General features: G+C 72.6%; 15 protein-coding genes. 7 read left to right on the forward strand and 8 right to left on the reverse strand.

The window, feature by feature from the left end:
* From BLW32_RS18960 to BLW32_RS18970, 3 genes are all read left to right on the forward strand, one after another.
* Entirely contained in the window at positions 1-756 is a 756-nt protein-coding gene (locus BLW32_RS18960; RefSeq protein WP_114515767.1) for an adenosylcobinamide-GDP ribazoletransferase, read from the forward strand.
* 75 nt (positions 757-831) lie between these two features.
* Positions 832-1266, forward strand: a complete 435-nt coding sequence (locus BLW32_RS18965; protein WP_068521076.1) for a DUF7832 domain-containing protein — start codon at positions 832-834, stop codon at positions 1264-1266.
* A gap of 62 nt (positions 1267-1328) precedes the next feature.
* On the forward strand, positions 1329-2543 hold the full coding sequence (locus BLW32_RS18970; protein WP_068739225.1) for an oxygenase MpaB family protein: 1215 nt from the start codon (positions 1329-1331) through the stop codon (positions 2541-2543).
* A 144-nt stretch (positions 2544-2687) separates the two neighbouring features.
* Here BLW32_RS18970 and BLW32_RS18975 read toward each other — a convergent pair whose 3' ends face one another.
* From BLW32_RS18975 to BLW32_RS19000, 6 genes are all read right to left on the reverse strand, one after another.
* Entirely contained in the window at positions 2688-3791 is a 1104-nt protein-coding gene (locus tag BLW32_RS18975; protein WP_068739227.1) for a branched-chain amino acid aminotransferase, read from the reverse strand.
* Positions 3792-3878: 87 nt separating this feature from the next.
* On the reverse strand, positions 3879-4979 hold the full coding sequence (gcvT, locus tag BLW32_RS18980) for a glycine cleavage system aminomethyltransferase GcvT (RefSeq protein ID WP_068739692.1): 1101 nt from the start codon (positions 4977-4979) through the stop codon (positions 3879-3881).
* Between the two features lie 10 nt (positions 4980-4989).
* Entirely contained in the window at positions 4990-6240 is a 1251-nt protein-coding gene (locus BLW32_RS18985) for a uracil-xanthine permease family protein (RefSeq protein ID WP_068521085.1), read from the reverse strand.
* Between the two features lie 20 nt (positions 6241-6260).
* Complete coding sequence (locus tag BLW32_RS18990; RefSeq protein ID WP_082791158.1) at positions 6261-7598, reverse strand: D-arabinono-1,4-lactone oxidase; 1338 nt, start codon at positions 7596-7598, stop codon at positions 6261-6263.
* Complete coding sequence (locus BLW32_RS18995; protein WP_082791183.1) at positions 7595-8911, reverse strand: alanine racemase; 1317 nt, start codon at positions 8909-8911, stop codon at positions 7595-7597. Before BLW32_RS18995 ends, BLW32_RS18990 begins: the two co-directional genes overlap by 4 nt.
* A 30-nt stretch (positions 8912-8941) precedes the next feature.
* Complete coding sequence (locus tag BLW32_RS19000; protein ID WP_074850714.1) at positions 8942-10036, reverse strand: AraC family transcriptional regulator; 1095 nt, start codon at positions 10034-10036, stop codon at positions 8942-8944.
* A gap of 44 nt (positions 10037-10080) precedes the next feature.
* Between BLW32_RS19000 and BLW32_RS19005 the strand changes: the two genes are divergently transcribed.
* The 4 genes from BLW32_RS19005 (at position 10081) to lipB (ending at position 15183) form a co-directional block, all read left to right on the forward strand.
* Positions 10081-11610 (forward strand): leucyl aminopeptidase, encoded by a 1530-nt coding sequence (locus BLW32_RS19005; protein WP_068739230.1) that lies wholly within the window; start codon positions 10081-10083, stop codon positions 11608-11610.
* A 155-nt stretch (positions 11611-11765) separates the two neighbouring features.
* Positions 11766-13532 (forward strand): 2-oxoglutarate dehydrogenase, E2 component, dihydrolipoamide succinyltransferase, encoded by a 1767-nt coding sequence (gene sucB, locus BLW32_RS19010; RefSeq protein ID WP_068739232.1) that lies wholly within the window; start codon positions 11766-11768, stop codon positions 13530-13532.
* 21 nt (positions 13533-13553) lie between these two features.
* On the forward strand, positions 13554-14462 hold the full coding sequence (locus BLW32_RS19015; protein ID WP_068739234.1) for a TIGR01777 family oxidoreductase: 909 nt from the start codon (positions 13554-13556) through the stop codon (positions 14460-14462).
* Positions 14463-14472: 10 nt separating this feature from the next.
* Positions 14473-15183 carry a lipoyl(octanoyl) transferase LipB gene (gene lipB / locus BLW32_RS19020; protein ID WP_068739236.1) on the forward strand — a complete coding sequence of 237 codons (711 nt, stop codon included), beginning with the start codon at positions 14473-14475 and terminating at the stop codon, positions 15181-15183.
* A 13-nt stretch (positions 15184-15196) separates the two neighbouring features.
* Here lipB and BLW32_RS19025 read toward each other — a convergent pair whose 3' ends face one another.
* Both BLW32_RS19025 and BLW32_RS19030 read right to left on the reverse strand, forming a co-directional pair.
* Positions 15197-17086, reverse strand: a complete 1890-nt coding sequence (locus BLW32_RS19025) for a DUF222 domain-containing protein (RefSeq protein ID WP_082791159.1) — start codon at positions 17084-17086, stop codon at positions 15197-15199.
* Positions 17087-17161: 75 nt separating this feature from the next.
* Positions 17162-17545 carry a winged helix-turn-helix transcriptional regulator gene (locus BLW32_RS19030; protein ID WP_068521100.1) on the reverse strand — a complete coding sequence of 128 codons (384 nt, stop codon included), beginning with the start codon at positions 17543-17545 and terminating at the stop codon, positions 17162-17164.
* Between the last annotated feature and the right edge of the window lie 69 nt (positions 17546-17614).

Here is a 17614-nt window from a genome sequence, read left to right on the forward strand (position 1 = left end):
GTGCGGCACCTCGCCGCCACCGTCGCCTGGATGACGGTGCTGCCCGTGCCCGGCTCCCTGCAGCCGAGCCCGGTCACGCGGGCCGACGGTGCCCGCATCATCGCCCGCGTGCCGCTCGCGGGCGCGATCGTCGGTGCGGTCGTGGTCGCCGTCGCGTGGGCGGCGCACGCCGCAGCCCTTCCGACGGTGCTCGTCGGCGCCCTGGCCGCCGCCGCTGCCGCGCTGCTGACGCGCGGCATGCACCTCGACGGGTTCGCGGATTGCGTGGACGGCCTGGGCAGCTACGGCCCGCCCGAGCGTGCGCGGGAGATCATGCGCCAGGGCACCGTCGGCCCGTTCGGCGCCGCCGCGCTCGCCCTGTTGCTGATCGCGGAGTCCGCCGCTATGGGCGCCCTCGCGGACCGCGAGGCCTGGCTCGCGATCGGCGTCGCCGTCGGCGCCGCCCGGGTGGCCGCGGTGCTCGGTTGCCGGCGCGGGTGGTCACCGTCGAACCCCGACGGTTTCGGGGCCCTGACGGCTGGCACCCAAGGCCTTGCGACGCAGGGATTCTGGGCCGTGGCCGCGCTGGCCGCAGCCGTCCCGGCGGTGCCCGGACGCCCGTGGCAGGGCCCGCTCGCCGTCGCGGTGGGGCTGCTCGTCGCGGCCCTCGCGATGCGGCACTGCGTGCGCCGGTTCGGCGGGATGAGCGGCGACGTCCTGGGTTTCGGCATCGAACTGGCCGCCGTGGTCGCGCTGATCGGCCTCTGCGCGGCCTGATCCCCTGAACGACGTCCTGTGCGATGGCAACCGGGCCGCAAGCCTCCGCCAAGGACGGTGAGCCAGGCTCACGACATGACGTACGACGACGCCGGATGGCATTCCGACACCATCGCCGAGCTGGGCCTGCCCGAGGAGGCGGCGGCCACGCACATCGGCATGTTCTACGCGTGGGCCCGCGCCCGCGGGCTGGCGAGCGGCACGCACCTGGAGCACGGCGTCGACGGCGAGGTGCCCGACGAGTCCCTTCCTCTGCTCGACGAGCGCACCCTCACCCCCGGCGCGTACCTGGACGAGTACCTCGACGGCCAGCTCGACCCGAGCTTCTTCACCGCTGAGGGCTGCGCGTTCGTCGAGGCGGAATACGACGCCTACCTCGAGGCCTACGAACGGATCCCCGCGGTCACCTCGGGCGAGAACATGTACGCCGCGCCCGACACCTGGCTGCTCTACAACGCGGTGGAGCCGGTGCTCGACGAGCTGTACGCGGCGTGGCGGGATCGGCGCTGAACACCACTCCCTCTGCGGCGAGGGGCTCGACAACTAGCGTTGTCAGGAGTAGACACGGAGTTGTGACGACCCTGGACACCCCGAGGCCCATCCCCGCCCGCCACCCCGAACGCCCCCGGCGCGTACCGCCGGGGATCCGGATGGTGAGCGCGGCCCTGCGCCTCCCGGAGCCCACGGACGCCGAGTTCCGGCGGTTCGGTGAGTTGCTCACGGTCGGCGACGCGGTGATGGACGAGCTGGTCGAGTGGATCTACCAGGACCGCGAGACGCGCAAGCCGATGTTCGACCGTGCCCTGAACGAGGGCATCGCATCGGTGCCCGAGGCGCCGGCGGAGCTCCGGGAGTTCTTCGAGGACATGGAGACCGCCCCGGACTGGGTCGATTGGGACAAGATCCTGCTCGGCGGCCAGCTCATGCGCAGCGGCGGCGCGGACGGCTTCTCGATCGCGCGCGACGTCGCGCTCATGGGCGGCTACCTCTTCTCCGGCTTCAACCAGACCCTGCTGCGGACGGGCGCGCTCGAGAAGGGCTCGAACAAGCGGTTCGCGGAGACCTCGCAGTGGGCGCTCGACGTGATCGTCCCCGAGGGCCTGCGCCCGGGCGGGCCGGGCTACCGGTCCACGCTGCACGTGCGGTTCATCCACTCGATGGTGCGCCGGCACGTCCTGGCGCTCCCCGACTGGGACTTCGAGACCTACGGCCTGCCGATCAACCAGACCGACATGGCGGCGACTCTGGTGGGGGCACTCATCGCGCCCGTCGCGACCGGCGTCGGCATCGGCCTGGTGGCGAATCCCCGCGAGTACGAGGCGGCCGCGCACCTCACGCGGTACGTCGGCCGGCTCATGGGCGTGCACGACGACTTCCTGCCGCACAGCTTCCGCGACAGCCTGCGGATCCTGTTCCAGACGTCGCGGGCGCTGTCCACGCCCGACGAGACGAGCAGGGCCCTCGCACAGCCGATGGCCGACGACCCCATGCTCTGGGAGTTCGGGCCGCTCACCGGGTTGCGGCGCCGGATCGCCCGCTCGCAACACCTGTCCATCGCCACCGCCTACCTGGGCACTGCTGCGATGAAGGAACTCGGCGTCCCGTCGACCCTCCCCTGGTACCCGGCCCTACGGATCCCGTTCCACCTGGTCGAGTCCGCGATCAACCAGCTCCCCGGCGGCCGCGAGCGGGCCGCCCGCCGCGGCGATGTGAGCCAGGCCAAGTTCATGCGCACCCTCAACGTCGAGGCCGCCGTCGGCCACTCGGCGCACCACGTCACCACCTAGCCGACATCTTTCGAAGCGTTCTGCGACGTCCACCACCGATTCCATCGCAGAACGCTTCGAAAGATGTTCCGGCGGAGTGCTCCTGCGACGCACCGCGGCCCGCACCGAATCCGGTGCGGGCCGCGGCTGCGTGTGCGCGAGGCGTCAGCTCAGCGTGGTCATCCAGCCGTGGGTGTCCGGGACGGTGCCGCGCTGGATACCGGTGAGGGTCTCGCGCAGGGCCATGGTGATCTCGCCGGGCTGTCCGTCGCCGATGGTGAAGTCCTCCTCGGAGCCCTTGACGCGACCGACGGGCGTGATGACGGCCGCGGTGCCGCACGCGAAGACCTCGGTGATCGTGCCGGAGGCGACGCCCTCCTTGAGCTCGTCGACGGTGATCCGCCGCTCCTCGGTCTCGAAGCCGGCGTCGCGGGCGAGCTGCAGCAACGAACTCCGAGTCACGCCGGGCAGCAGTGAACCGGACAGCTCCGGGGTGACGATCCGGGCCGAAGAGCCGGAACCGAGGACGAAGAAGAGGTTCATGCCGCCCATCTCCTCGATCGCCTCGTGCTCGATGGCGTCGAGCCACACGACCTGGTCGCAGCCCTGCTGCGCGGCCTGGGCCTGCGCGACGAGCGAGGCGGCGTAGTTGCCGCCGCACTTGGCGAAGCCGGTGCCGCCGGGGGCGGCGCGCACGTACTCGCGCGAGAGCCACACCGAGACGGGCTTCACGCCGCCCGCGAAGTAGGCGCCGGCGGGCGAGGCGATCACCAGGAAGCGGTAGCTGTTCGACGGCTTGACGCCGAGGGTCTCCTCGTCGGCGAAGATGAACGGCCGGAAGTACAGGGCCTCCTCGCCGCCGGCCGCGGGCACCCATTCGCCGTCCACGGCCACGAGTTCCTTGAGCGAGGCGACGAAGACGTCCTCGGGCAGCGGCGGGATCGCGAGCCGCTCGGCGGAGCGCTGGAAGCGCGCGGCGTTGGCCTCGGGCCGGAAGGTGGCGACGGAACCGTCGGGCTGGCGGTACGCCTTCAGACCCTCGAAGATCTCCTGCGCGTAGTGCAGCACCGACGCCGACGGCTCCATCGGGATGGGGCCGTAGGGCAGCACCTCGGGCGCGTGCCAGCCCTTCTCCTCGTTCCAGCGGAGCGAGATCATGTGGTCGGTGAAGTACCTGCCGAATCCCGGGTTCGCCAGGATCTCGGAGCGCTCAGCCGCAGAGCGGGGGTGGTCGTTGCGGGTGAGGGCGAAGGCCGTGCCAGTTGTCATGGGACAAGATTCTACGACCCGCGCGCGCAGGCGCGGGCCGTACCAATCAGTAGGAACCCCGAGTATTTTTCCGGGGACCTCTCGGAGCTACTTGGTGTTCGCCTCGACGAAGGGCGGGAGGGTCACCTCGCACTCGATCGCGCGGCCGCGCACGTCCACGCTCACCGGCGTCCCCTTCTCGACACCCGCCGCGGAATCGATGAGCGCCAGGGCGATTCCGGCCTTGAGGCTCGGGCTGAAGGTGCCCGACGTGGTGGTGCCGATCGGCGCACCGTCGGCGGAGAGCACCGTGAGGTCGGCGCGCAGCACGCCCTTGCCGGTCGCGCGGAGGCCCCAGAGCCTGCGGGCCGGACCGGCCTCCTTCTCCGCCACGAGGGCGTCGCGGCCGACGAACTCGGGCTTCTTCCAGCCGACGGCCCAGCCGGCGCGCGCCTGGACCGGGGTGATGTCGACGGTGAGCTCGTGCCCGTGCAGCGGGTAGCCCATCTCGGTGCGCAGGGTGTCGCGGGCGCCGAGGCCGGCGGGCTGGCCGTCGCGGGAGGTGATCTCGGGCAGCAACGCGCGGAAGACGGTCTCGGCGTCGCCCCACGCGGGGATCAGCTCGTAGCCGTGCTCGCCGGTGTACCCGGTGCGGCAGACGCGTACGGGGGTGCCGTTCAGGGAGGCGTCCTCGTACGCCATGTACTCCATGTCGGTGGGCAGCCCGACGGCCTGCAGCACCTCCGCCGACTTCGGACCCTGCACGGCGAGCACGGCGTAGTCGCGGTGCTGGTCGGTCACGGTGATGCCCTCCGGCGCGCGCTCGCACAGGTGCGCGACCACGGCGGCGGTGTTCGCGGCGTTGGGCACGAGGAAGAGCTCGTCGTCGGAGACGTAGTAGACGATGAGGTCGTCGATCACGCCGCCGGATTCGTTGGTGCACAGGGTGTACTGGGCCTTGCCGGGGTGGATCTTGCCGAGGTCGGCGGTGAGCACGCGGTTGACGAAGTCCTTGGCGCCCGGCCCGGCGACGGTGGCCTTGCCGAGGTGGCTGACGTCGAAGATGCCCACGGCCTCGCGGACGGCGGTGTGCTCGCCGACGGTGCCCGCGTACTTGACGGGCATCGACCAGCCACCGAACGGCGCGAACGCCGCCCCCAGCTCGGTGTGCACGGCGTTCAGGGGGCCTTCGATCAGCGTCTCACTCATGCCCGGCACTCTAGTCCAGGGCCGCGCTGCCGGATCGGCCCAACAGCCGCATCCCCTGGTAGATCACGATCGCGGCGACGGAGCCGAGCGCGATGCCGGTGAAGGTGACGTCGCCGACGGACCACGTGAAGTCGGCGATGCCGATGATGAGCGGCACCGCGGCGGTCAGCTGGTTGATGGGCTTGCTGAAGTCCACGCGCGCCTCCACCCAGATCCGCACGCCGAGGATGCCGACGAGGCCGTAGAGCGCCGTCGTGATGCCGCCGAGCACGCCGGGCGGGATCGACGCGATCACCGCGCCGACCTTCGGCGACATGCCCAGCAGGATCGCGGCGACGCCGGCCACCCAGTACGCGGCCGTCGAGTACACGCGGGTCGCGGCCATCACGCCGATGTTCTCCGCGTAGGTCGTGGTGGCGGAGCCTCCGCCCGCGCCCGCGAGCACCGTCGCGAGGCCGTCCGAGGCGAGGGCGCGCCCCATCACGGGGTCGTAGTCCTCGCCCGTCATCTGCGCGACGGACCGCACGTGCCCGACGTTCTCCGCCACGAGCACGAGGACCACGGGCAGGAACATCGGCAGCACCGCCCAGGAGAACGACGGGGCGTGGAACTCCGGGAAGCCGACCCACGACGCCGCGGAGACCTTCGAGAAATCGACCTCGCCGCGGATCCACGCGACCACGTACCCGATGAGCACCGAGGTGAAGATCGCGAGGCGTCCGAGCATGCCCTTGAACAGGGCGAGGGAGAGGATCAGGCAGACCAGCGTGATCGTGGCCGTCACGGCGGCCTTCTCGTAGTTCGCCTTCGCCGCGGGCGCCAGGTTGAGGCCGATCAGCGCGACGATCGCACCCGTGACCACCGGCGGCATCAGCTTCTCGATCCACGCGGTGCCGACGAGGTGCACCACGCCGCCCACCAGGATCAGCAGCGCGCCCACGGCGACGATGCCGCCCAGTGCGCTTCCCATCCCCTGCGAGGCGGTCGCCGCGGTGATCGGCGAGATCACCGCGAAGCTCGACCCGAGGTAGCTGGGCAGCCGGTTGCCGGTGATGAGCAGGAACAGCAGGGTGCCCACGCCCGAGAAGAGGAGCGTCGTCGCCGGCGGGAACCCCGTGAGCACCGGCACCAGGAACGTGGAACCGAACATCGCCACGACGTGCTGCACGCCGATGCCGAACGTCTTGGGCCAGCTCAGCCGCTCGCCGGGCCCCACCACGCCGGCGCCGTCAGTGGTCGGCGTCCAGCCGAATGTCTTCATGGCGGGAAATCATGCACGAGTCAGCGGCCGAGCACAGCGTCCAGGTGGTCGTTGGCGAAGACGCGGTCCGGGTCGAGCTCGTCGCGCACGGCCAGGAACTCGTCGAACCGGGGGTACGCGCCGCGGAAGAACTCGGCGGTGCGGGTGTGCATCTTGCCCCAGTGCGGTCGGCCGCCGTGCTCGATCATGATCCGCTCGACCTCGGCGAAGTAGTCGCTGGGCCTGTCGCGGACGTAGCGGTGCGCGGCGATGTAGCCGGACTGCCGTCCCGAGGCCGTCGACAGCATGAGGTCGTCGGCGGCGGCGACGCGGACCTCGATCGGGAAGGTGAGATTCCAGTCGTGCTTCTCGGTCGCGGCCTTGAGCGCGGCGAACGCCGGCATCGTGTTCTCCAGGGGCACGGCCCATTCCGTCTCGCGGAAGCGCACGGAACGGTCGGTGGTGAGCACGTTCGTGGAGTAGTCGATCTCGGTGTGCTCGGAGAGCATCGACGTGGCGAGCGAGACCAGCCGCGGGGTGAGCGACGGGACCGCGCGGCCCACCTCGCACACGGCCATCAGCGCGCCGGTCCCGACGACCTTGTCGTCGACGAACCGCCGCACCCCGCCGATCGGCTTGCGCTTGTGATCGCCGGGGCGGCGGATCTGCGACTTGGTGAGCGTGCCGTCGGTCCCCGGGAACCAGAAGAACTCGAAGTGGTCGACGCCGCGTACCCGCTCGACGAAGCCGTCGACCGTCTCCGCCAGCGACATCGGCGCCTCGGTGGCCTCGAGCACGAAGCGGTCCACGCACTGCAGCGTGACCTCGACGAGGATTCCCAGCGCGCCGAGCCCGAGGGCCACGGCCTGCAGCCGGGGGTCGTCCTCGCCGACGGTGACCACCTCCCCCGTCCCGGAGACCAGGGTCGCCCCGACCACCTGGGTGGCGATGCCGCCGAAGCCCAGGCCGGTGCCGTGCGTGCCGGTCGAGATCGCCCCGGCGACGGTCTGCCGGTCGATGTCGCCGAGGTTCGCCATGGCGAGCCCGTAGGGCTCGAGCAGCGCGGGCACGTCGTAGAGCCGGGTGCCGGCGCGCAGCGTCACCCGCTTCGCGTCCACGTCGACGGTCACGAGCCCGCCCTGGTGGTCGGGCGCGAGCGCCACGTCGCGCGGCGCGGAGATCGCCGTGAACGAGTGCCCCGCGCCGAGGGCCTTGACGGTGCCGCCGCGCTCGCGCGCCCGCTCGACGGTGCGCACCACGTCCTCGATCTTCGCGGGCCGCGAGACGTAGGACGGGAACGCGGACGCGGTGCGCCCCCAGTTCCGCCACTCGCCCACGGTGCCGGTCAATTGGTCCAGGCCCGGGATCCACTTGTTCACAGGAAGCACTTCCCCTCACCGCGGTAGGTCGGGACCGTGGCGTGCACGGCACCGTCGGACACGATCACCAGGTCGTCGGCGTGCTCGGCGGGTTCCCCGGCCTTGGTGTGCCGGAACCAGACCCGATCGCCGAGCGAGATGCGCTCGGCCCGCTCGCCGGTGAGCGGCGTCTGCACCTCGCCGGCGCCCTCGCGGCCGGTCAGCTTCAGTCCCTCGGGCCAGACGGGCCGCGGCAGGCGATCGGAGCCCGCGGCGCCGGAGGCGATCCAGCCGCCGCCGTGGCAGGTCACGGTGTCCGGCGCGGGGCGGCGCACCACGGCCAGGCCGAAGCCCATCGCGGGCGCCGGGCGGAAGTGGGAGTAGCCGTCGAAGAGGTGCGGTCCGTAGAGGCCGCTGCCGGCGGCGATGTCGGTGATGTTCGGGTCCTCCGCGTTGCGCTCGAGGGAGCCGGTGCCGCCGCCGTTGACGAACTCGAGGTCGGCGATGCGGCGCAGGTCGGTGAGGATCTCCCGGCGGCGCGTGACCAGCTCGTCCCAGGAGGTCCGCTGCATGGTGCGCAGCAGCGCACCGGCTCCGGGCCGGCGGATGCTCAGATCGCCGACGCCGGCGATCTGCGCGTCGTAGGTCATCACGCCGACCAGCCGGAAACCCTTGCGCCCCGCCACCGTCGCCGCCAGGACCGAGGCCTCGCCGCGGGTGCGGACCGGGGACCGGCGCGCGCCGATGGCCCCCAGGGCGGGGGCGTGGTACGAGGCGTCGACGTCGATGCAGACCCGCAGTTCGGGGCGCCGGCTCGGCGGGACCGCGGCGTCGATGAGGTCGAGCTGCTCGGCGTCATCGATCATCAGGGTCACGCGCATCGCGGCGGCCGGGTCCGCGGCCAGCGCGGCGATCGCCCCGAGATCGGCGCTCGGGTAGGCGACGAGGACGTCGGTGCAGCCGGGGCGGGCGGCGCCGTCGTGGTCGACGCCGTCGACCGCGAGCCAGGTGGCCTCCGCGACGTCGTAGGCGAGGACACCCGCGTAGCCGGGCACGCGCAGCAGTGCGTCGAGCACGGGCCGGGAACGGATCGACTTGGAGGCCACACGGATCGGCTTGCCCGCCGCGCGGCGCAGCATGTCGGCGACGTTGAAGCGCAGGGCGTCCAGGTCCGCGGCGAGGATGGGGGCGTCCAGCCCGTGGGTCGCGGCGTCGATCGTCGCCCAGTAGGAGGCGGGGTCGATCTCCCACTGCCGGTCGAGGGACGACGGTGCCGCCGCCAGGTCCAGTGCGCCCGCTCCGGTCGTGGTCTCGCCCGTGCCGTTCCCCGTCATGAGCACCGATGGTACGTGCGCAGGGGCACCTCAGCGCGGCGTGACCGCAGATCCCCCCTCGTCCGTCCGGATCTCCCCGGACGCCCGGACCTGGGCGGGAGTGCTCCCGGTCCACTGCGCGAAGGCGCGCCGGAAGTCGCGGGCGTCGGCGAAGCCGACCGCCGCCGCCACCGAGCGCACGGGCATGCCGGTCGTGCGCAGCAGCGTCTCGGCACGCTCGCGCCGGACCCGCGCGTGGATCGAGCGGAAGGACTCGCCGGCGTCCGCGAGGTGCCGGCGCAGGGTCCGTTCGCTGGTGTTCAGCTGCCGGGCCAACGCGGCCATCGTGTACGGGCGACGCAGGTCGGCCCGGAGCAGTTGTTCGACGGCCCACACGTGGTCGAGGTCGCGCGCTTCCCCGCTCGCCCCGGCGATCGCGCGGCACGCCGCGAGCGCCGCCGCGTGCACGGCGGGCTCCCGCCGGGGCAGCGGCCTGCCGAGCAGGCTCCGCGGTACCGTCAGCACCCCGGCGGGGGCGCCGAAGCGGACGGCGCACCCGAAGTGGTCGGAGTACTCGTCGGCGTACGCGGGGGCGGCGAAGGGCAGCTCGACGGCGGTCGGCGACCACTGCTCGTCACCGAGGGCCGAGCGCAGCAGCGTGACGACGCTGAGCAGCGTCTCCTCGCAGAGGAAGGGCAGCACGTCCGGGTCCGCCGAGCGCGGCACCACGGTGAGGCGGACGGCGTCGCCGTCGGCGTCCACCGCGAAGTCGACGAGGCTGCCCGCGGCCTGGTGGTACTGCAGGCCGGCGGCGACGGCGCCCTCGACGTCGTCCGCGGTCTGCACCGCGACGCCGAGCATCCCGAACGACTGCAGCAGCGGCCGGGCACCGGCCCGGAGCCCGAGCGGGCGGTCGGGCAGCGCGCGGACCGCCTCGGCGAGGAATCGCATCGCCTGCGGGAACGCCAGTTCCAGGTCGGCGGAGGCGTCGATGCGGCGGATGCCCGCGCGGTCCGCCCAGACGGCCACCGGATGCCCCTCCCGGCCCAGCGCCTCGAGCAGGTGGGCGACCACGGGCGCGGGCATCGGGGCCGCGTAGTCCGCGGCCCCGGGCGGCGGCGCGCCCCACAGTCCCAGGCGTAACATCCGTACAGGCAAGCACACCCGCCGCCCCGACGAGAGGAAACCCCTTGAGCACGCCGTTCACCGGACCCGCCATCACGCTGACCGACGACCTCGCGGCGGCCACCGACGCGCTCGTCGTGGGCGTGTACTCCGCAGCGGGCGACGGGGCGTCGATCACGCTCGACGGCGGCGTGCCGGAGGCGGCGCGCGGCCCGGTCGCCGAGGCGCTGGCGCTCCTCGGCGCCGAGGGCAAGGCCGGCGAGGCCGTCCGGATCGCCACCCCGGCCGGGTCCGGCCTGGGCGCGACGACGGTGCTGGGCGTGGGCCTGGGCGCCGAGGAGTCGGTGACCCCGGAGGCCGTGCGGCGCGCGGCCGGCGTCGCGGCCCGCGCGCTCGAGGGCGTCGCCGCGGCGGCCACCACCCTCTCCTCGATCGATCTGGCGGCCGCCGTCGAGGGCGCGATCCTCGGCGCGTACCGGTTCGCCGAGTTCCGCACCACCTCGGCGCCGAAGAAGGCGACGCTCGGCGCGCTCGCGCTGCTCTCGGCACCCGCGTCCGAGGCGCTCGCGGAGGAGGTGCGCGGCACCGTCGAGCAGGCCCGCCTGACGGCCGGCGCGGTGGCGCTGGCGCGCGACTTCGTCAACACCCCGCCGAACGTCCTCTCCCCCGGCGAGTTCGCCGACCGCGCGCAGCGCCTGGGCACCGACGCCGGCCTCGAAGTGGAGGTCTTCGACGAGGAGTACCTCGACGCGAACGGCTACGGCGGCATCGTCGGGGTCGGCAAGGGCAGCTCCCGCCCGCCGCGCCTCGTGCGGCTGCGCCACGTCTCGGGGGTCGACGGTGCCAAGCACGTCGCGCTGGTCGGCAAGGGCATAACCTTCGACACCGGCGGCATCTCCATCAAGCCGGCCGCGGGCATGGAGCAGATGACCTCGGACATGGGCGGCGCCGCGGCCGTCATCGCCACCGTGATCCTGGCCGCGCAGCTGGGCCTGCCGGTGGACGTGACCGCGACGGTGCCGATGGCCGAGAACATGCCCTCGCACACCGCGCAGCGCCCCGGCGACGTGCTCACCCAGTACCCCGGCGCCGGCAAGGGCGGCATCACCGTCGAGGTCATCAACACCGACGCCGAGGGCCGTCTCATCCTGGCCGACGCGATGGTCCGCGCCTGCGAGGACGAGCCCGACTACCTCATCGACACCGCGACCCTCACGGGCGCGCAGATGGTGGCGCTCGGCACCCGCACCCCGGGCGTGATGGGCACCGACGACTTCCGGGACCGCGTGGCGGAGCTCTCCCGCTCCGTCGGCGAGAACGGCTGGGCGATGCCCTTCCCCGAGGAGCTGCGCGCCGACATCAACTCGCGCGTCGCGGATCTGGCGAACGTGAGCCCGAACCGGTGGGGCGGCATGCTCACCGCGGGCGTGTACCTCAAGGAGTTCGTGGCCGACGGGGTGCAGTGGGCGCACATCGACGTCGCCGGTCCGGCGTTCAACACCGGCGGCCCCTTCGGCTACATCACCAAGGGTGGTACGGGCGTCCCGGTCCGCACGATGCTCGCGGTGCTCCGCGACATCGCGCAGCGCGGCTGACGTCCCGCCCCCTGGGAGTTACCGGCGAGTAAGCCCCCAACCGCCGCGCGGACCCGACCCCTGAGGGTAGGGTCAGGTGTCGGTGGAGGCCACCAGCCGAAACCCGCGTTCAGCTCGTATCACAGCAGATAACCGAACCTGAGGAGTCAGAGGAAATGGCCTTCTCCGTCCAGATGCCGGCACTCGGCGAGAGCGTCACCGAAGGCACCGTCACCCGGTGGCTCAAGCAGGAGGGCGACACGATCACCGTCGACGAGCCCCTGCTCGAGGTCTCGACCGACAAGGTCGACACCGAGATCCCGGCCCCGGCTTCGGGTGTGCTGCTGAAGATCCTGGCGCAGGAGGACGACGTCGTCGAGGTCGGTGGCGATCTCGCCACCATCGGCGAGGCGGGCGAGTCCGCCCCCGCGGAGTCCGCGCCTGCGCCCGCCGCCGAGCCCGAGCCGGCCCCCGCTGCCGCCGCTCCGGCCGAGCCCGCCGCACCGGCCGCCCCCGCGGCTCCGGCAGCGCCCGCGGCGCCTGCGGCTCCGGCCGCGCCCGCGTCGGGGACCGAGGTGAAGATGCCCGAGCTGGGCGAGTCCGTCACCGAGGGCACCGTCACGCGCTGGCTCAAGAGCGTCGGCGACGAGATCGCCGTCGACGAGCCGCTGCTCGAGGTGTCCACCGACAAGGTCGACACGGAGATCCCGTCGCCCGTCGCCGGCACGCTGCTGGAGATCAAGGCGAACGAGGACGACGTCATCGCCGTCGGCGGCGTGCTCGCGGTCGTCGGCTCCGGCGCCCCCGCGGCACCGGCCGCGCCCGCCGCCCCGGCACCGGCCCCCGAGCCCGCTCCGGCACCCGAGCCCGCTCCGGCCGCCCCCGCGGCCCCGGCTCCCGCGCCGACCCCCGCTCCCGCCGCGGCCGCTCCTGCGGCCCCGGCTGCTCCGGCCGCCCCCGCGGCGCCCGCCCCGGCCGCGTCGGCGTCGGATTCGACGCCGTACGTCACCCCGCTGGTGCGCAAGCTGGCTGCGGAGAACAACGTGGACCTGAACGCGGTCAAGGGCACCGGCGTCGGTGGCCGCATCCGCAAGCAGGACGTCCTCGCCGCGGCCGAGGCCGCCAAGGCCCCCGCTGCTCCGGCCGCTGCCGCCGCCCCCGCGGCCGCCGCGCCGGCGGCACCGTCGGCCCCGAAGGGTGCCCGCCCCGAGCTGGCGGCCCTCCGCGGCACCTCGCAGAAGACCAACCGCATCCGCCAGATCACTGCGAAGGTGACCCGGGAGTCGCTGCAGGGTTCCGCGCAGCTCACCCAGGTCTTCGAGGTCGATTTCAGCAAGATCGTGGCGCTGCGCGCGCAGGCGAAGGCCGCGTTCAAGGCGAACGAGGGCGTGAACCTCACGTACCTGCCCTTCATCGCGAAGGCGGTCATCGAGGCGCTCAAGGTGCACCCGAACGTCAACGCGTCGATCAGCGACGATTTCAAGGAGATCACCTACCACGGCGTGGTGAACCTGGGCATCGCCGTCGACACCCCGCAGGGCCTGCTCTCGCCGGTGATCAAGAACGCCGACGACCTGTCGCTGGCCGGCCTGGCCCGCGCGATCGTGGACCTCGCGGAGCGCACCCGCAACAGCGGCCTCAAGCCCGACGAGCTCTCCGGTGGCACCTTCACCATCACCAACATCGGTAGCGAGGGCGCGCTCTTCGACACCCCGATCCTGGTCCCGCCGCAGGCGGCGATGCTGGGTACCGGCGCGATCGTCAAGCGTCCGGTCGTGGTCAAGGACGCCGCGGGCACCGAGTCCATCGGCATCCACCCGATGGCCTTCCTCCCGCTCACCTACGATCACCGCCTCATCGACGGTGCCGACGCGGGCCGCTTCCTCACGACGGTCAAGCACCGTCTCGAGGAGGGCGCGTTCGAGGCGGATCTGGGCCTGTAAACACCGGAACCACCCGATCTCATGGAACGACGGGTCGCCCTCGCCGGATCGTCGGGGCTCATCGGCACTGCGGTGTCACGAGCGCTGACGCGGCGGGGCGACACCGTCGTTCCGCTCGTTCGGGGTGATTCCGCGCGCGGCCTCCCCTGGGATCCGGCGCGTGGCGAGGTCCCCGACCTCGCCGGCTTCGACGCGGTGATCGTGCTCAACGGTTCCCCGCTCGCCGGCCACCGCTGGACGGGCGCGGTCAAGCAGGAGTTGCGCGACTCCCGCATCGAGTCCACCGCGGCGCTCGCCGAGGCGGCCGCGCGCGACGGCGTGCCGGTGTTCCTGGGCGCGAGCGCCATCGGCGTCTACGGCGACGCGGGCGAGACCGAGTGCCTCGACGGAACCGGCGGCACGCCGCCGGGATCCGGCTTCCTCGCGAGCCTCTGCGTCGAGTGGGAGGCCGCCGCCGCTCCGGCCCGCGCCGGGGGCGTGACGGTGGCGCACCTGCGCTTCGGGCACGTCCTCTCCGCCGCCGGCGGGCTGCTCCCGGTGCTCCGCCGGGTCTACCGGCTGGGTTTGGGCGGCCGGCTCGGCAGCGGGCACCAGTGGATGTCGTGGATCTCGCGCGACGACGCCGCCCGGGCCGTCCTGCACGTGCTCGACGGTGCCCTCGCCCGCACGATCGTGGGTCCCGTCAACGTCGTCGCGCCGGCGCCGGTGCGGCAGCAGGCCTTCAGCGAGGCTCTGGGCCGTACGGTGAGCCGTCCGGCGCGGTGGGTGGTGCCGCGGTTCGCCCTGCGCGCCGTGGTCGGCGAGATCGCCGACGAGGGCCTCCTCTCGTCGCAGCGCGTCGTGCCGCGGGTCCTGCACGAGACGGGGTTCCGGTTCGCGCACACCACTCTTCCCGCCGCCCTCGCCGCGGCGATGGCGGACGGGGCGTAGCGTCGAGGGCATGCCCGCACGCTCCGCCCGCGCCGATTCCGACCCGATCCTGGTCGAGGACCTCGGCACCATCGGTTACCAGGAGGCCTTCGACCTCCAGCACGACCTCGCGAACCAGCGCGCCGACGGTGCCATCGGCGACCGGCTGCTCCTCCTCGAGCACCCGCCCACGTTCACCGCGGGCAAGCGCACCGAGCCGCAGGACCTGCCGACGGACGGCAGCACCGTCATCGACGTCGACCGCGGCGGCAAGATCACGTGGCACGGCCCGGGCCAGCTGGTCGGCTACCCGATCATCAAGCTGGGCTCCGCGATGGACGTCGTCGACTACGTCCGCCGGATCGAGCAGGCGCTCATCGAGGTCTGCCGGGGCCTCGGGCTCCCGGTCGGCCGGGTCGAGGGCCGCTCGGGCGTCTGGTTCCCCGCCGACGGTGCGCGACCCGAGCGCAAGGTGGCCGCCATCGGCATCCGCGTGGCGCGCGGCGTGACCCTGCACGGCTTCGCCCTCAACTGCGACAACACGCTCGGCGGCTTCGACGCGATCATCCCCTGCGGCATCCCCGACGCGGGCGTGACCACGCTGAGCTCCGAGCTGGGCCGCGACGTCACCGTCGGCGAGGTGCGCGACGCCGTCGTCGACGCCGTCCAGCGCGCGCTCGACGGCGACCTCCCCGTCACGGACGAGACACTGCACCAGACGTCGGCGCCGACCGCACGCTGAGGCCGCACCGGGCTCAGTACGGGGGCGGCTCGTCGTCGGAGTGGGCCCGTTCAGGTGGTCGACGGTGCGTCGGCCCCTCGGGAAGCACGGCGGCGCGTTCGGCGCGGATCTCGGCGCGGACCTGCGCACGGTGCGCGCGCAGCACACACCGCAGGCGTTCCTCGATGATGCTGATGCCTGCACCCGACGGCGACCTGCCCGGCGGAGGCTCCGGAGGACGCGGGTTCCGCAGGCGCTGCGCGGCGTCGCGGTGGCGTTGGCGGATCTGTTCGCGGCGTCGATGTTCGCGCTGCAACTTGGTCGGCCCGTTCCGAACCCGATACCTCGGATCGGGCAGGTCCGGCGCTGTCCACGACACCCGCTTCAGGTCCGGGAACAGCGCCAGGACGACGCCGGCCGGATCGACGATGATGTGCTCGCCGTCCGGGTTGATCCACAGGATCCGACCATCCGGTAGGCGTGCGTCGATCCACCCTCCCGCCGTCTTGAGCTGGTGATGCTTCTTGCACAGCGGCTGCAGATTGTTCGCGGCGGTCCGCCCGCCGCGGGCGGGGTCGACGTGGTCGTACTCGCGGGAATGATCGATCTCGCAACGCCGCGCCGGGCGGGTGCACAGCGGGAACACGCACCGCGGGTGGAGGATCGTGAGGTAGCGGACGAGGTCCGCGGTCAACCGGTAGTCCGCGCTACCTCGAGCCCTGACGAGCGCATCACCCGCGATCTCAGCAGTATCCGGGTCATCGACATCTGAAGCGTCCGGATCTGCAGCGAGGTCGTCGCCACGATCGGCAGCATCGGCGCTATCGGCTGTGCCGGAATCGGCGGTGACGTCCGACTCGGACGCGCTGGTGCCCGCGGTATCGATCCGCTCGCCGAACTCGCGGACCACCGCGTCCTCCCGTCCGGCGAGATCGCGGGCGTGCGCGGCGGTGATCGGCCCGTAGCCGCTCAGGTACCCCGATTCGTCGTTCTCCGGATCGGCGAGGGTGCGTTCGTTGACAACCACGTGCACCAGGGCGCGGTACCGGACGATCACTCCGTCCTCGACACCCTCCTCCACCGCCCGCGGCTCGGTCTTCTCGCACACCCCGCAGTCACAGCCCAACGTCACGTACCCGCGCAGCAGCATCATCAGCCCATCCGCGCGACGCTGCGACACCGCCCGCGAATCCTGATCACACACCGTGCCGATGATGTCATCGACCCGCCGCTCGAACTCCGCGACATCCTCCGCCGGCAGCAGGGCGAACGCCGACGCCAACCCGTCCTCCTCCGGCCGGAAGATCACCGTCCGATCATCCCGGGACCGTTCTCGCCGCCTGATCGCCGCCTCCGGATCGATCCGCGCCACCAGCAGATCCGCGAACTCCCGCAACGCCGGGATCGCCAGCAGCTCCCGCGCATCGGCCTCCAAGCGGTCGGCGAGGGCACCGTCGAACTCGCGGACCTGCGCGCGGCCGAGTGCCCGCGACCGGGCGAGCGCCTCGCGCCCGCCCGGCACGGAGAGGACCCCTGCGGCGATCAACCCGAACACCCGCGGCAGGCGCTCGACGAACCCCACCGCTTCCTCCACCGCGCGGTCCGCCGCCGACGCCCCGACCCTCAGCACCACTGACACCTGCGCCTGGAGCTCCGTCTCCCGCAACCGCAGATCCCGCTGACGGGCCCGCAGATCGGAGATCTCCGCATCCGCGGGCAACCCCAGCAGTTCCGCCTCAGCGTCCGCGTACATCGTGCGATACAGGCAGTACAACGCCGCGACGCGACGGCAGTACGCCGCGTTCTCCGCACAGCGCTGTTCGAATGCCAGCTTCGACAGCCGATCCCGATAGCCGTGCACAGCCGCCAGCCCCTCGGGAATCATCTCCCCAGGTAGATCGCGAATCACGCCCGGCAGGTCCATGCCTTCATGCTACACCTGTTCGAAGCCCATCGCGTCAGATCGAACAACGAGATCGGGGCACGCCGGAGCGACCGATCACGCCCGATCGGCGGGATCCTCCGGCGCGCCGTCCCGGACCGCTTTCGCCCACGCCTTGGCCCACAGTTCCAGCGGCCCCAGGGCGATCAGGAGGGCCTTGCCCTGGTAGCTGAGGCGGTAGGCGCCATCGGACGTCTGCGCCACGATGTGCGCCGCCGAGAGCTCGGAGAGCCGCTGCGAGAGCGTGCTCGACGAGATGCCCTCGATCTCGTTGCGCAGGTCGGAGAACCGCGACTTACCGAAGCGCAGCTCCCACACGATTCGCAGCGCCCACCGCCGGCCGAAGAGGTCGAGCGCGGCCATCATCGGCCGCCCGGAGTCCGAACCGCGGACCGGTCGCCCGGGTAGCGGGCGGTCGACCTCGCCCTCGTTGTGACGCATGTCACTCCCCCTGCCGCTCTGCGGCGGAACCCACACCGCGACGCACTAGGCGCGCCTCGCCGATAGAGA

The organism is Tsukamurella tyrosinosolvens, from assembly GCF_900104775.1.
Lineage (GTDB): Bacteria > Actinomycetota > Actinomycetes > Mycobacteriales > Mycobacteriaceae > Tsukamurella > Tsukamurella tyrosinosolvens.